Source organism: Bacillus sp. NMCC46, from assembly GCF_002998465.1.
Taxonomy (GTDB): domain Bacteria; phylum Bacillota; class Bacilli; order Bacillales; family Bacillaceae; genus Bacillus.
The window spans coordinates 285,995-299,715 of record NZ_PVQZ01000002.1; the positions used below are offsets into that span (position 1 = coordinate 285,995).

Sequence of the window (13,721 nt, forward strand, 5' to 3'; positions counted from 1 at the left end):
GGCTTTTGCCATTTTCTCTGTCCATACATACATTTCATTATATAAAAGAAAGATTAAAAAGTAAAATAAAAGCTAATGAATGGCTGTTTTGAACTTACCGCCTTTTGTTTCATGCGTATCCATAATCGTAATAAATGCTTGACCATCAATTTCAAATACAATGGATTTTAGCTTTGTAATTTCAAGTCTTGTGACAACGGCGTAGATGACATCCTTTTCTTCATCTGTATAGCCGCCTTTCCCTCTCAGCTTTGTCGTTCCCCTGCCAAGTCGATGAAGAATCGCATCTGAAATTTCATCATAATAATCTGACACGATAATGACAGCTTTTGTTTCATCAAGCCCTTGAATGACAGCATCAATTGTTTTCATTGCCAAATAATATGTCATGACAGAATACATAGCCTGCTCTGGTCCGAAGACAAAGCCTGCCCAAATAAAAATGAACACATTGACGATCATGACAAACTCACCGACGGAGAAAGGAATTTTTTTCGTCAGAAGAATTCCTAAGATCTCTGTTCCATCCATTGAGCCTCCATTACGGATGACAAGTCCAACACCAAAACCAAGTAATAGCCCGCCAAATACAGTAGCTAAGATCGGCTGATTTGTAAATGCCTCTACATGATGGAGTGAAGATTCAATCACGGCTAAGCTGACAATCCCAATCATTGTGGAAACCAGAAAGGTTTTCCCAATATGTTTGTATCCTGATATCATAAATGGAATATTTAAAATGACAACAATCGTCGCAAAATTGATGAATGGGTTATCTGTAAAGAGATAATCCAAAATAAGCGAAATACCGATGATGCCTCCATCAATAATATTGTTTGGCACTAAAAATAATTCAATGCTGACTGCTGCGCATGCAGCTCCTACTAGAATCAGGAAAATTCTCAAAATAAAATGAGGCACTGATTCCTTTCTATGCTGTTTACTATTTGCCATACGTTCTCCCTTCTACACATGTTAAATTTTCAATGAACATTTTATTCACTTTACTATTTTATCATTTCACAGGATAAAATAAAATTTTTTGCACATTTTCCGTTTTCGCCCATACATTGTTACAGAGGGGAGGAATGGAATTGATTTTAATTCAAAAAATTGTCCTGCAGCGGCTCAATCAGATCACAGCAAATGATCTGTTAAGGTATGCGAAACAGTATGGTGTCAGTTTAACGTCAAACCAAGCTGTCGAGGTGGCCAAACTCATGAATGGGAAAAACGTCAATATTTTTAATGATGCAGAGCGTAACCGGCTTCTTAAGCAAGTGGAAGCGATTACTTCTAAACAGACAGCTCAGACTGTCAATGATCTGTTTAATCAGTTTACAAGTTAAGCAAAAAAGGGCCGCATTTAGCGGCACCTCATGATGTTGTATGCTTTTTTACTGACCCTTAATTTTATCTAGTAAGCCTTCGTCAAATTGCTTTTCTTTCAGCATCGCAATTTCGAATTTGTAAGGTGGTTTTTTGTTCTTTTTATCTTCACCTACATAAGGCGTTTCTAAGATTTTGGGCACATCTTGAAGCTGCGGGTGATGCACAATATAGTTCAGTGCATCGAAGCCAATTTCACCAAAGCCGATATTTTCATGTCGGTCTTTTCTTGCGCCTTGTACGTTTTTACTGTCATTAATATGAAGAACCTTGATTCGGTCAATACCGACGATTCGATCAAATTCTTCTAACACCCCATCAAAGTCAGTTACAATCGGATAACCAGCATCGTGTGTGTGACATGTATCAAAGCAGACTGAAAGTGCTTCGTTATGTGTCACTCCGTCGATAATTTGGGCAAGCTCTTCAAAGCTTCTTCCGCACTCTGATCCTTTGCCTGCCATTGTTTCAAGTGCAATTTGAACCTCTTGCCCTTTTACGATGACTTCGTTTAAACCTTCAATGATTTTTTGGATTCCTGCTTCTGATCCTGCTCCGACATGTGCACCTGGGTGGAGAACAATCTGCCCTGCACCTAGCGCTTCTGTACGTTCAATCTCAGAGCGAAGGAAGTCCACGCCAAGCTCAAATGTCGCTGGATTTACGGTGTTCCCAATATTAATAATATACGGTGCATGTACGACGATATCTGTCATACCATGCTCTTTCATATGCGCTTGTCCAGCTTCAATATTGAGGTCTTCAATTTTTTTGCGGCGCGTATTTTGCGGTGCACCTGTATAAATCATAAACGTATTCGAACCATAAGAGGCAGCTTCTTGACTCGCTGCAAGAAGCATATGTTTTCCGCTCATGGATACATGTGAACCAATCTTCAACAATGTTTCCCCCTACTTTCCATTACGCTTTGACTTTCTACGTTCCTGTCTCTTGATTTTGTCCATCTCACGTGTCATTTTCTTTTTATATCCAGGTTTGACGGCTTTCGGTTTTCTCACAAGACGCTTTGCTTTTTCTTCAATTTCATTAGGTGCTTTTTTACGTCTTTGACGCTTCAAGCGGTCATCTGCATCTCGCCATTCGCCATGAACAATGGTTTTGTTTTCAAACACAACGCCCATTTTCTCGATTTGAATGAGTGCATCCTCATCAGCAAGCTCATAAATAGTCATTGCAATTCCAGATGAACCAGCTCGAGCTGTTCTACCAACACGGTGAACATAAAAATCAAGATCAGATGGAAGTTCATAGTTGATCACGTGGCTGACGCCTTTAATATCAATTCCGCGGGCTGCAAGATCAGATGCCACAATATAAGTGAACTCTAAATCATCAATTTGTTTCATCACTTTTTTACGTTCGCGCGGCGTTAATCCGCCATGAAGCACTCCAACTTTCATTCCTTTTTCTTGTAGGAATGATGCGATTTCATCAACGGTTGTTTTTGTATTGGCAAAAATGATGCCTAAATAAGGCTGTACATTCGTCACCATTTCATGAAGCAGTTTTAGCTTGTCACGCTGTTTAGATGGGACTAAAATATGCTGAATGTTTTCAGCTGTAATTCGTTTTGGTTCAACATGGGCATATTTTGGATTGTCCATATATTTTTTCAGGAACGGCTTTAGTTTTTCTGGAATAGTTGCTGAGAACACAAGCATTTGCAGCTGTTCTGGCATTTGTGAACCAATACGGTCCACATCTTCTAAAAATCCCATATCCAGCATTAAATCCGCTTCATCAATGACAAGAGATGTCGCTTTGTAAACGTTCAGCGCCTGCTCATGAATGAGGTCAGCAATACGTCCAGGTGTACCGACAACCAAATGCGGCTGGTTTTTTAGCTTTTGAATGGATTTCTGCTTGTCCGTTCCGCCAATGTAAAGCTTTGCTTTCATCTCTTCTTCTGGAGAGGCATTCTTTAAAATCGTTTGGGCTTCTTTGAAAATTTGATTGGCTAATTCTCTTGTAGGTGCAGTAATCACAACTTGTACTTGCTCTTTGCTTGGATCAATTGAATGAATAAGCGGCAATAAGTACGCGTGAGTTTTTCCTGTTCCTGTTTGTGATTGACCAATCACGCTTTCTCCTTTTAACACAGCAGGGATGATTCTTTTTTGAATATCAGTTGGCTCATAAAAGCCCAGTTCATGAATAGCATCTATAATAAAAGGCTTTAATTCATATGTCGTAAATTTTGTTTCGTTCATGTTTTCACTCCTTAAGGCAATGCCTTTTTGCTCATCTCCTCATTATAGCTGATTTTCAGCAAAAAAACCATGTCCGCTTTTCTTACAGGAAACCAATTGATGCTTCCTTGCATAACCTATGAAGAGAAAGAGAATGCAGTAAGGGAGGTACAAGTATGTTAGGGCAAAGGCCTATGGGCGATTTTCAGCCGCACCGTCCCTCACGCCGGCATCTTGGAAATGGCGGACAACCCGGGATTTTTCAAAGAGGGCAGCAGCCTCCTATCGAACAGCCTTTTCAAGGGCAAGGCAATCAATTTCAGCAAATGATGCCTCGCTCCCCGTCTGTACAAGGAGGCGGTATACGCGGGATGGACGGAATTCCAGGAGGCGAGAGCCGTGCACTAGGCGGCGGAGCAGGAATGAAAGGCATGCTCGCTAAATTTCTTCCTGGCGCAGGGGGAGCAGGGATCTCTGGAGGTGGTGCGGGATTACAAGGAATCCAGAGCTTCACAAATCCTGCGACCCTCTCAAGCATGTTAGGAAATGTACAAAAAGTGCTCGGTATGGCGCAGCAATTTACACCAATGATTCAGCAATACGGTCCTTTAGTAAGAAATCTGCCTGCCATGATTAAGCTGTACAGCCAGCTCGGCAGTGCGGATGATGATGAAACAAGCGCAGATGAAGATCCTAAAGAGATCGGCAAGGAAACAGAAGTGCCGCAAGAAGAAGCAGCACGAGATGATGAAATAGAAGAAAACAAAGAACCAGAGGACATCCTCGTCAAAAAAGCAGCTCCTCACACATCACCTGCTCCTGAAGCAAAACCGAAAAAAAGACCTGGCAGCTCTGTTCCAAAACTATATGTCTAGTGATCTTTTAACGGCGAAGTGTTCACTGCGTATAACAATCTTTGATATATGCGCTTACTTTGGCTATAATGGAAGCTAGAGAATGATAAAAAGCCGTTTTTTACGGCTTTTTATATTGTTCTTCTCTAGCAGCACTTCCCTACAGGAGGACGAATAAATGAATGTAATTAAAATTTCGCCGCGTGGCTATTGCTATGGCGTTGTGGATGCAATGGTCATTGCTAAAAATGCCGCACTTGATAAAAACTTGCCACGCCCTATTTATATATTAGGTATGATTGTGCACAACAAGCACGTGACAGATGCCTTCGAAGAAGATGGGATCTACACACTGGACGGACCAAACCGCATGGACATTTTAAAGCAGGTTGAAAGCGGAACAGTCATTTTCACCGCTCACGGCGTTTCACCTGAGGTTCGTCAAATTGCAGAAGAAAAAGGCCTTATCACCATTGATGCAACCTGTCCCGATGTAACGAAAACACATGAACTCATTTCAGAGAAAACAGCCGATGGATATGACATTATTTATATTGGGAAAAAGGGTCATCCTGAGCCAGAGGGAGCTGTCGGAGTAGCTCCTGACAAGGTGCATCTTGTCGAAACAGAAGCCGACATTGAGGCGCTCGATTTAACATCAGATAAACTGCTCATCACCAATCAGACGACGATGTCTCAGTGGGATGTTCACGATCTAATGGAGCTGATTAAAGAGAAATACCCTCACGTCGAGTACCATCAAGAAATTTGTCTTGCGACACAGGTACGTCAGGAAGCTGTTTCCGAGCAAGCTGGCCAAGCTGATCTTACCATTGTTGTCGGCGATCCAAAAAGTAATAACTCCAACCGTCTGGCACAAGTGTCCATGGAGATTGCTGGAACGCAGGCTTACCGTATTGGTGACCTAAGTGAGCTCAAGCTGGAGTGGCTGCAAGGCGTAAATACCGTTGCCGTTACGGCTGGTGCTTCAACACCAACACCTATTACAAAGGAAGTCATACGTTTCTTAGAAAACTACGAGCCGGATGATGAAGCAACTTGGAAGATTGAACGGTCGGTTCCTCTTTCGAAAATACTACCGCGCGTGAAAACAAAGAAATAAAGAAAACGTCAGAGCATAGCAGCTCTGACGTTTTTTTGTTTACATAAATTGAAATGGGTTTGTGTTCGATTCAGAAACAAAGAGCTGTACATCATACTTTTTATCTGAACATAGCGATTGAAGCTTCGCCTTTACGCCCTCTTTCATAATCTTTTCTGCATAATGCCCTGGGTCCACTACGTTCAGCCCGAGCATCATGGCATCATGGGCGACATGGAAATAAAGATCCCCTGTCACATACACATCAGCACCCATTCTTTTCGCTTGATGAATGTATTTATTTCCGTCTCCGCCAAGCACAGCCACTTTTTTCACAACAGCGTCCTGATCACCTACAAAGCGAGCACCATTTACATCCAGCTTTGTCTTCACAAATCGTGTAAAATCTCCAAGGGTCATAGGCTCTCTTAGCTCCCCTATACGGCCAAGGCCTTTTTGAATTGGAGGAAGATCTGTCGTGTGTACACTATAAGCGACTTCTTCATACGGGTGTGCTTTGATCATTTCACGAATCACTTGTTTTTCTATACTTGCCGGGAAAATGGTTTCAATCCGCACTTCTTTGACAAATTCCAATTGACCGCTCTCACCAATGAACGGATCCGCATCTTCTGATGGCAAAAAGCTGCCTGTCCCCTCATTTGAAAACGCACAATGGCTGTAGTTGCCAATATGGCCTGCGCCCGCATTTCCTAACGCTGTACGGATGGCTTCTTCAAATTCCTGCGGAACATACAGGGCAAGCTGTTTGATTTGATCTTCATATGTCGGGACTAACACACTTGTTTCTTCAAGCTCTAAAGCCTCCGCAAGCAAGTCATTGACTCCTCCATCAGCCACATCTAAATTCGTATGTGCCACATATACCGCAATATCATGTTTGATGCATTTCTCAATGATCCGTCCAGCTGGCTGATCTGTCGCTACATGTTTTAACGGACGGAAGATCGGTGGATGGTGAGCAATAATGAGATCCACATTTCTTTCGATCGCCTCATCTACCACATTCTCTAATACATCCAAGGTGATCATGACATTGTTTACCTTTTTATTTAACGTCCCAATCTGGAGACCGATTTTGTCACCTTCTACGGCATATGCCTTTGGTGAAAATTGTTCAAATAATTGGATGATTTCATGTCCGTTTACTGTTTTAGCCAACAGTCAAAACCTCCTTTAGAATCTTTATTTTTACATGCAGCTCTTCAAGGCGCTCCTCATTCTCTTCTGCCCGCGCTGCCTGCTGAATTTGACTTTCTATTTTCTCCATATGCTGAAGCTCTTGCATCCACTTGCGCCGGAAGACGTCGTTTTGCTCTTTCGCAAGAAACGGACCAACTAGCATGCCTGTTTCAATCGACATCCCTTCATAGGCTTTATCTTTGTCGCCTTTTTCTGCGATCATGATTTCGTATATTTTGCCATCCTCTTCTAAAATGACTTCATCCATCAATTCATACCCCTCTTGATAGAGCCATAAACGAATGTGGTGAGCATGGATATTTGGCTGAAGAATGAGCCTCTCATGGCCTGCGAGCTTATGCTTGCCATCATTTAAAATGCTTGCGATGAGTGCTCCGCCCATACCTGCAATCGTGATAGCATTCACTTCGCCCTTTTCAATAACTTCAAGGCCATTACCTTTTCTGACCGAGATCTGGTCATCTAATTCAAGTCTATGTACTTGCTGCTTCGCCGATTGAAGCGGTCCCTCTGTAATTTCACCAGCAATGGCTTTTACTGCTTTTTGATGCAGGATCGCATAGCATGGCAAATAGGCATGATCTGAGCCGATATCAGCAAAGACGGCCTCATGTGGTAAAAAGTCTGCGACTCTTTTTAATCGTTTTGATAAATTCATTTCATTCATACGTATCACTACTTTTCTTTAATGTTCATACTTGTCTATCTTATATAAATTATGGACTTTTTAAAAGTCGTTTTCAAATGAAAAAAGCTCTTCTGATGAAAAAGAGCTTTTTGCGTAACATTATTTAATTTTGGATACCCATTCCGACATTTCATCGAGCTTTTCATTTGGGATCAGCCCGCCTGGCATCCCGTTGCCGCCTTCTTGAATTTTCTTCTTGATGTCTGCCACTTCAAGCTTGTCTCCAACGCCTTTTAATGCAGGACCTGCGCCGCCTTCATAGTTTTCCCCGTGACAGCTCAAACAGTTTTGCTTATACAATTCTTCCGGCGTCGCATTCGCTGTCTCTTCTTGTTTTTGCTCCTCGCCTCCAGAGGCGATTTTGTCTTCATCTTTCAACCCCTTCATTGATAAGAAAAAAGTGAGTCCAATACCTAAAATGGCAATCAATAAGAATGGTATAAGTGGATTCCGTTTCATTTCTTTCATCCTCCCCTTTGTGAAAACCCCTTTGAGACTATGCAAACAATTCTAATTCTACTTTAATTTTACAAAAAGTAAACGAATTATGATACAAAACTTTGGTCAAGTTCACAGATTAGACAAAAATGATACAAGATGAGAAATGAAGCCTTCAGCACATTTTGATGTATTTTTTATACATCTTTTCTCTAAGAACGTTGCAAATTCATTTGTTATTCAGTAAAATATAATCAGATTGAAAAAAGCGTTTTCATTTTTGATGAAGAAAGAACGGATCTCTTTCAAGATCCGTCCAGTTTCTACTCTAAGAAGTCTTTTAATCGTTTACTTCTGCTTGGGTGTCTTAATTTACGCAGAGCTTTCGCTTCAATTTGGCGGATACGCTCTCTTGTGACGCCGAACACCTTTCCAACCTCTTCTAACGTACGTGTTCTTCCGTCATCTAGTCCGAAGCGTAGTCTCAGTACATTTTCTTCACGGTCCGTTAGCGTGTCTAATACATCTTCAAGCTGCTCTTTTAACAATTCGTATGCAGCATGGTCAGATGGAGATGTCGCCTCTTGGTCTTCAATAAAATCACCAAGATGCGAGTCATCTTCTTCACCAATAGGTGTTTCTAAAGATACAGGCTCTTGCGCAATTTTAAGAATTTCTCTTACCTTTTCTGGAGTTAAATCCATGTCTTCAGCAATTTCCTCTGGCGTTGGTTCTCTGCCTAGGTCTTGCAGAAGCTGTCTTTGAACACGGATCAATTTATTAATGGTTTCCACCATATGAACCGGGATCCTGATTGTTCTGGCCTGATCGGCAATCGCACGCGTGATCGCCTGTCTAATCCACCAGGTTGCATATGTTGAGAATTTGTATCCTTTGCGGTAATCAAACTTCTCAACTGCCTTCATAAGACCCATGTTTCCTTCTTGAATCAAGTCAAGGAACAGCATACCACGACCGACGTAGCGTTTCGCGATGCTGACAACGAGACGAAGGTTTGCTTCCGCTAATCTTCTTTTTGATTCCTCATCGCCTTCTTCGATCTTTTGAGCATACGTAATTTCTTCTTTAGCAGATAACAAATTGACGCGTCCGATTTCTTTTAAGTACATACGAACAGGATCATTAATTTTGACACCTGGTGGTACGCTTAAATCATTCAGGTCAAATTCCTCTTCTGCTTTAGCCAGCTGCTGAACATTTGGGTCTTCTGTCTCTTCGTTTTCACTGATGAGCTCTACACCCTGTTCGCCTAAGTATTCATAGTATTCATCCATTTGGTCTGATTCAATTTCAAAGCTAGACATACGCTCTGCAATTTCTTCGTATGTTAAAACGCCCCGTTTTTTACCCGTTTCAGTGAGCTTATCTCTCACCTGTTCAAAGGTTAATTCAGTTTCGGTTTCGTGGGCTTGTTTATCAGCCATTATGGATCCCTCCTTCCAAAGCTTGCAACGAATTCTAAAGTAACTTGCGATTTGCTTTCGCTCTGCTTTTCTCTCTTTATCAAACAGATGAGCAAATAGGAATAAAATAAATAATGATGAAGGCAAGATGCTTGCGGTCTTATGCTCCTCCCGTAAAGGATTCATTGCCAGCCGTAAGTCTTGTCATAAATATTAGACGTATTACTTCAGCGAACGGTTCAACTGAATAATTTCTTTTGCAAGTGTTGCCGCTTTGAAGAAATCTTTTTGCCTCTCCGCTTCTGCACGTTCTAGTTCTTTTTCCTTTATCATTGACAAATTCCGATGATTCAACACTTTTTTTACATAATCACTTAATTCAGCTTCACTTAGTTCGTCTCCAACTTGAATCATGAATATATCCGTCAGAAGCTGATTGATGACATCATCTTCTATACGGTTCATCAGATGCTGCGGCGTTGGTTCTTTGCCTTCTTCATACAAAGCATAAATGTACGTGGCCAGCGCCCTGTGAGAATCTATATTAAATTCAATCCCTACTCTGTCAAGTACTTTTCGGATCACGTCATCACTTTTTAACATATGAGCAAGCAGCATTCGCTCTGCATTTTCATATGCTGGCCGCAGACGCTTTCTTCTTACCTGTGTTGACAGATGTGCACGCCGTTTTTCAAGCCCGCTTTCTTCCTGTGTGCTTTTGGCTTCTTGCCGCTGCTGTTTTTCAAACAGCTCCAGTTGTTCTTTTAATGAATCAAGTGAGATCGAGAACTCTCCAGCAAGCTGTTTCATGTAAATCTCTTGTTCCAAGGAACCGTTTAACCGGCTAATTTCTCGGAGTACCTGCTTCATATAAGTAAGCCGGTCTCCTTCGTCAGATAAATTCTTTCCCCTACGGAAAAAGTTCATCTTAAAAGTCATTAATGTCACACTTGCATCTATGATGTCATTCCTAAATTTCTCGCCGCCATATTTACGAATGTAATCATCTGGATCAAGTCCATCTGGTATCATGGCAACGCGAACTTTACATCCTCTTTTTCCAAGCAAATCTGATGCTTTCATGGTGGCTTCATAACCGGCCGTGTCAGAGTCATAGCAAAGAATGATCTCTTCTACGTTACGTCTGAGAAGTTTTACGTGCTCTTCTGTTAGAGACGTACCCATTGTTGCAACACTTTCGCCGACACCTGATGTGACAGCTGAAATGACGTCAGCAAATCCTTCGAAAAGAACCGCCCGTTCGCGTTTTCGTATATGCATACGCGCGTCATGAAAGTGATAAAGCAGCTTACTTTTATGAAAAAGTGGCGTTTCAGGACTATTCATATACTTAGGCTGCTGATCACCAAGCGATCTTCCGGAAAAAGCGACAACTGTCCCATGATGATCATGAATGGGAAACATCACACGATCCCTAAAGCGGTCAAAAAAGCCTGTTCCGTTTTCACGTTGAATCAAAAGACCAGCCTTCTCCATCATCACAGGATCAAACCCTCGTTTTTCTAAAAACTTGGTCACGAAATCCCAAGAGTCAAGAGCATATCCGATCTCAAACTTGGCAATTGTTTCATCCGTAAAGCCTCTCGCCCGTAAATAATCGAGTGCGTTTTGACCTTCCTTTGTATTTACCAGCAAATGGTGGTAAAATTTCTTAAGAAGCTCATGCGCTTCAATCATTTTATGATCTGCAGTGTCCTCTTGCTGTGAGGAGCTGACCTGAGCATTTGCTACATGATCAGGCAAATCAATATGGTACTTATCAGCAACATGTGAAACGGCTTCAATAAATGAGTAGCCTTCCATTTGTCTGAGGAACGAAAATACATTACCTCCTGCACCACAGCCAAAACAATGGAAGATTTGCTTATCTGCTGAAACAGAGAATGAAGGAGTATTTTCACCATGGAATGGACAAAGACCGAAGTAATTTCGACCTTGCTTTCTAAGCTGTACGTATTCTCCAATCACTTCGACAATGTCTGCGTTTTTTTGGATTTGCTCCAAAAGTTCATCTGGTATACGTTTGCTCATCCTATAACACTCCGTCGTACATTATTCGCCTTTTAATTCAAAAATCCTTCATGATTCGACAGGATTTTTTGTAGCTGCGCAATAAATCGCTTTTTATCCTCTTCTAAAAGCTTTTTGGGACCTTTTCCATATACACCTTTTCTTCGCTGTTTACTGGAAACATGTCTGCGTTCCAAATCAAAATCAATTGTTTCGTTTGTGTACATCCGTCCTCTTTCAGACAGTACAATGACCTGTCTTGGAAGCAGTAAGGAGGCAAGACCAATGTCTTGGGTGACGACAATATCATGCGCGGCAGCTGAGTTCGCAATGACTAAATCCGCTGCTTCCTTATGTGTATCTACAAAGCGCCAATCTTCAAGTGGAGATCTTTTGGTTTGAAAATGCTCATATGAAGCAATGAACATCACAGGTACTTGAAATTGAGATGCGACAGAAAGGATTTCGTCTTTTACAGGACAAGCATCTGCATCGACATAAATCGCCCTCTCTTGTTTATGTTCATTCAGGTGACTAATTCTCCATCCCTCCACCTTATTCCTGCTTTAGAGAAGCAAAAAGACCATACTTTCCCCCCATATAGCAAACAACAGTAAAACTCATTTTGTCGAAAAGTTATGTTCAGAATCACTTGACTTCTGCCAATATTAGTTTATTCGTTCTTGACTTAACTTAAACCTAAAATCAATCATTTTATCACAATTTTTTATTATAATACAAATGCAGCAAATATGCCATTGTTTTTGTTTACCCGTTTCCCACCATAGGAAAAACCCAGGAGGAGCATCCTGAGTTTATTCGGAACCTCTTTTGGTCAGCATTTGATGAATGACATTTGCCGTTTCCTCAACTGCTTTATTCGATACATCAACGACTTGACAGTTAATGCGGTCCACCACTTTTTCAAAATACTCTAGTTCTTCTTTAATCCGCTCAATGTTCGCATAAATTGCGCGATCATTTAAACCTAGAGATTTCAAACGCTCTTTACGAATATGATTTAGTTTGTCTGGACTGATTTTTAGACCGATGCATTTTTTTGGATCAACTGAAAATAACTCCTCTGGCGGATCTACTTCAGGAACAATTGGAACGTTCGCTACCTTCAGCCGTTTATGCGCCAAGTATTGAGATAATGGTGTCTTAGATGTGCGTGATACACCGATGAGCACAATATCAGCCTTTAGAATGCCTCTTGGGTCTCTGCCGTCATCATACTTCACTGCGAACTCAATGGCTTCAACCTTTTTAAAATAGTCCTCATCTAATTGACGTACACGCCCCGGCTCATGTTTCGCTTCATTTCCATAAGCAGTCTCCATTTTATCGATGAGTGGTCCGATGATGTCATAATAAACGACTCCGTTTGCTTCTGCCTCTTCAATTAAGAATTGGCGCATTTCTGGCACAACAAGAGTAAAGCAGACGATTCCGTTATCTGCTTTCGCCAGTGAAATGACTTCTTTAATCGTACCGACATCCTCTACATACGGAATTCTTCTAATATTTGAATGGTCTGATGAACCGCCATCAAATTGGCTAAGTGCCGCTTTGACCACGAGCTCTGCCGTTTCTCCTACTGAATCTGATACCACAAAAATTACGCGATTACTCATAACATCCCCTCGCAGTCTTCTGTAATTAGATTATTTCATTCTCCGATAAGCTAACAAGTATTTTCGTCATGTTTGTTTTCGTAATTCTGCCGACCACTTCAAAGCCTTTATCCGTATCTTTTATAACAGGAAGTGCATCTATCTGCTTTTCAATCAAGTGCTTCGCCACATCCATAATAAAATCTTCCTTGCGGCAAACGGTGATGTTCGGCATTCTTGTCATAATAATATGGACAGGGATAGATGGAAGCTCCTGTTTTCCAATACTTGCGCGAAGGAGGTCTTTCCTTGACAACACGCCTGTTAAAATAGAGTGATCATCCACAACGAATAATGTGCCCACATCCTCTAAAAACATCGTACAAATCGCATCATAAACTGAAACATTCTCATGTATCACCACTGGAATGGATTGAAAATCTTTTACTTGAAGTTTTTTCAGCTTATCTGCTAGAAGCTGCGTGCCTGTTTTTCCTGTGAAAAAGTAGCCGACCCTTGGTCTTGCTTCTAAAAAGCCTGACATCGTTAATATGGCTAAATCCGGTCTGAGGGTCGCCCTAGTTAAGTTCAGCCGATCGGCGATATGCTCTCCAGTGATCGGACCATTCTCTTTGACAATCTGTAAAATCTGCTCTTGCCGTTTATTTAACTCGATTGTACTCACCACCTTTAAATAGAGAGAGCGAATCTTTACTTTATGTATATCATTTTCATAACTCATCAT

At 41.4% G+C, this 13,721-nt stretch carries 14 protein-coding genes; 3 read left to right on the forward strand and 11 right to left on the reverse strand.

The genetic code is table 11. From position 1 onward, the window contains the following. Positions 1 to 72: 72 nt before the first annotated feature. Complete coding sequence (locus C6Y01_RS07095) at positions 73 to 954, reverse strand: YitT family protein (RefSeq protein ID WP_034661326.1); 882 nt, start codon at positions 952 to 954, stop codon at positions 73 to 75. 140 nt (positions 955 to 1,094) lie between these two features. Here C6Y01_RS07095 and C6Y01_RS07100 point away from each other — a divergent pair, with 140 nt between their 5' ends. Beyond that, positions 1,095 to 1,349, forward strand: a complete 255-nt coding sequence (locus tag C6Y01_RS07100) for a DUF2624 domain-containing protein (protein ID WP_034661327.1) — start codon at positions 1,095 to 1,097, stop codon at positions 1,347 to 1,349. A gap of 48 nt (positions 1,350 to 1,397) precedes the next feature. Here C6Y01_RS07100 and C6Y01_RS07105 read toward each other — a convergent pair whose 3' ends face one another. Both C6Y01_RS07105 and C6Y01_RS07110 read right to left on the reverse strand, forming a co-directional pair. After that, positions 1,398 to 2,291, reverse strand: coding sequence for a deoxyribonuclease IV (locus C6Y01_RS07105; protein ID WP_034661328.1), 894 nt, complete (start codon positions 2,289 to 2,291; stop codon positions 1,398 to 1,400). Between the two features lie 9 nt (positions 2,292 to 2,300). Then, positions 2,301 to 3,620 carry a DEAD/DEAH box helicase gene (locus C6Y01_RS07110; protein WP_034661331.1) on the reverse strand — a complete coding sequence of 440 codons (1,320 nt, stop codon included), beginning with the start codon at positions 3,618 to 3,620 and terminating at the stop codon, positions 2,301 to 2,303. Positions 3,621 to 3,775: 155 nt separating this feature from the next. Here C6Y01_RS07110 and vrrA point away from each other — a divergent pair, with 155 nt between their 5' ends. Both vrrA and C6Y01_RS07120 read left to right on the forward strand, forming a co-directional pair. After that, on the forward strand, positions 3,776 to 4,474 hold the full coding sequence (vrrA, locus tag C6Y01_RS07115; RefSeq protein WP_034661332.1) for a VrrA/YqfQ family protein: 699 nt from the start codon (positions 3,776 to 3,778) through the stop codon (positions 4,472 to 4,474). A 157-nt stretch (positions 4,475 to 4,631) separates the two neighbouring features. After that, positions 4,632 to 5,576 carry a 4-hydroxy-3-methylbut-2-enyl diphosphate reductase gene (locus tag C6Y01_RS07120; protein ID WP_034661333.1) on the forward strand — a complete coding sequence of 315 codons (945 nt, stop codon included), beginning with the start codon at positions 4,632 to 4,634 and terminating at the stop codon, positions 5,574 to 5,576. Between the two features lie 39 nt (positions 5,577 to 5,615). Here C6Y01_RS07120 and C6Y01_RS07125 read toward each other — a convergent pair whose 3' ends face one another. From C6Y01_RS07125 to ccpN, 8 genes are all read right to left on the reverse strand, one after another. Continuing rightward, positions 5,616 to 6,737: a Nif3-like dinuclear metal center hexameric protein gene (locus C6Y01_RS07125; RefSeq protein ID WP_060596667.1), complete on the reverse strand. Its 1,122-nt coding sequence runs from the start codon at positions 6,735 to 6,737 to the stop codon at positions 5,616 to 5,618. Continuing rightward, positions 6,730 to 7,446 (reverse strand): tRNA (adenine(22)-N(1))-methyltransferase, encoded by a 717-nt coding sequence (locus C6Y01_RS07130; protein ID WP_095285397.1) that lies wholly within the window; start codon positions 7,444 to 7,446, stop codon positions 6,730 to 6,732. Before C6Y01_RS07130 ends, C6Y01_RS07125 begins: the two co-directional genes overlap by 8 nt. A gap of 120 nt (positions 7,447 to 7,566) precedes the next feature. Next, positions 7,567 to 7,926: a cytochrome c550 gene (gene cccA, locus C6Y01_RS07135; protein WP_003217503.1), complete on the reverse strand. Its 360-nt coding sequence runs from the start codon at positions 7,924 to 7,926 to the stop codon at positions 7,567 to 7,569. Between the two features lie 302 nt (positions 7,927 to 8,228). Next, entirely contained in the window at positions 8,229 to 9,350 is a 1,122-nt protein-coding gene (rpoD, locus tag C6Y01_RS07140; protein WP_008342392.1) for an RNA polymerase sigma factor RpoD, read from the reverse strand. A 201-nt stretch (positions 9,351 to 9,551) separates the two neighbouring features. Next, positions 9,552 to 11,381 carry a DNA primase gene (dnaG, locus tag C6Y01_RS07145; protein ID WP_034661338.1) on the reverse strand — a complete coding sequence of 610 codons (1,830 nt, stop codon included), beginning with the start codon at positions 11,379 to 11,381 and terminating at the stop codon, positions 9,552 to 9,554. A gap of 32 nt (positions 11,382 to 11,413) precedes the next feature. Then, positions 11,414 to 11,914 carry a YaiI/YqxD family protein gene (locus C6Y01_RS07150; RefSeq protein WP_034661340.1) on the reverse strand — a complete coding sequence of 167 codons (501 nt, stop codon included), beginning with the start codon at positions 11,912 to 11,914 and terminating at the stop codon, positions 11,414 to 11,416. Positions 11,915 to 12,175: 261 nt separating this feature from the next. Beyond that, positions 12,176 to 12,997 carry a pyruvate, water dikinase regulatory protein gene (locus tag C6Y01_RS07155; RefSeq protein ID WP_008342399.1) on the reverse strand — a complete coding sequence of 274 codons (822 nt, stop codon included), beginning with the start codon at positions 12,995 to 12,997 and terminating at the stop codon, positions 12,176 to 12,178. A gap of 25 nt (positions 12,998 to 13,022) precedes the next feature. Beyond that, entirely contained in the window at positions 13,023 to 13,661 is a 639-nt protein-coding gene (gene ccpN, locus C6Y01_RS07160; protein WP_024423017.1) for a transcriptional regulator CcpN, read from the reverse strand. Between the last annotated feature and the right edge of the window lie 60 nt (positions 13,662 to 13,721).

Coding starts and splice junctions, on each gene's coding strand:
- C6Y01_RS07095 (WP_034661326.1), bottom strand. CDS start 954: ATGGCAAATAGTAAACAGCATAGAAAGGAATCAGTGCCTCATTTTATT.
- C6Y01_RS07110 (WP_034661331.1), bottom strand. CDS start 3,620: ATGAACGAAACAAAATTTACGACATATGAATTAAAGCCTTTTATTATA.
- vrrA (WP_034661332.1), top strand. CDS start 3,776: ATGTTAGGGCAAAGGCCTATGGGCGATTTTCAGCCGCACCGTCCCTCA.
- C6Y01_RS07120 (WP_034661333.1), top strand. CDS start 4,632: ATGAATGTAATTAAAATTTCGCCGCGTGGCTATTGCTATGGCGTTGTG.
- C6Y01_RS07130 (WP_095285397.1), bottom strand. CDS start 7,446: ATGAATGAAATGAATTTATCAAAACGATTAAAAAGAGTCGCAGACTTT.
- cccA (WP_003217503.1), bottom strand. CDS start 7,926: ATGAAACGGAATCCACTTATACCATTCTTATTGATTGCCATTTTAGGT.
- rpoD (WP_008342392.1), bottom strand. CDS start 9,350: ATGGCTGATAAACAAGCCCACGAAACCGAAACTGAATTAACCTTTGAA.
- dnaG (WP_034661338.1), bottom strand. CDS start 11,381: ATGAGCAAACGTATACCAGATGAACTTTTGGAGCAAATCCAAAAAAAC.
- C6Y01_RS07155 (WP_008342399.1), bottom strand. CDS start 12,997: ATGAGTAATCGCGTAATTTTTGTGGTATCAGATTCAGTAGGAGAAACG.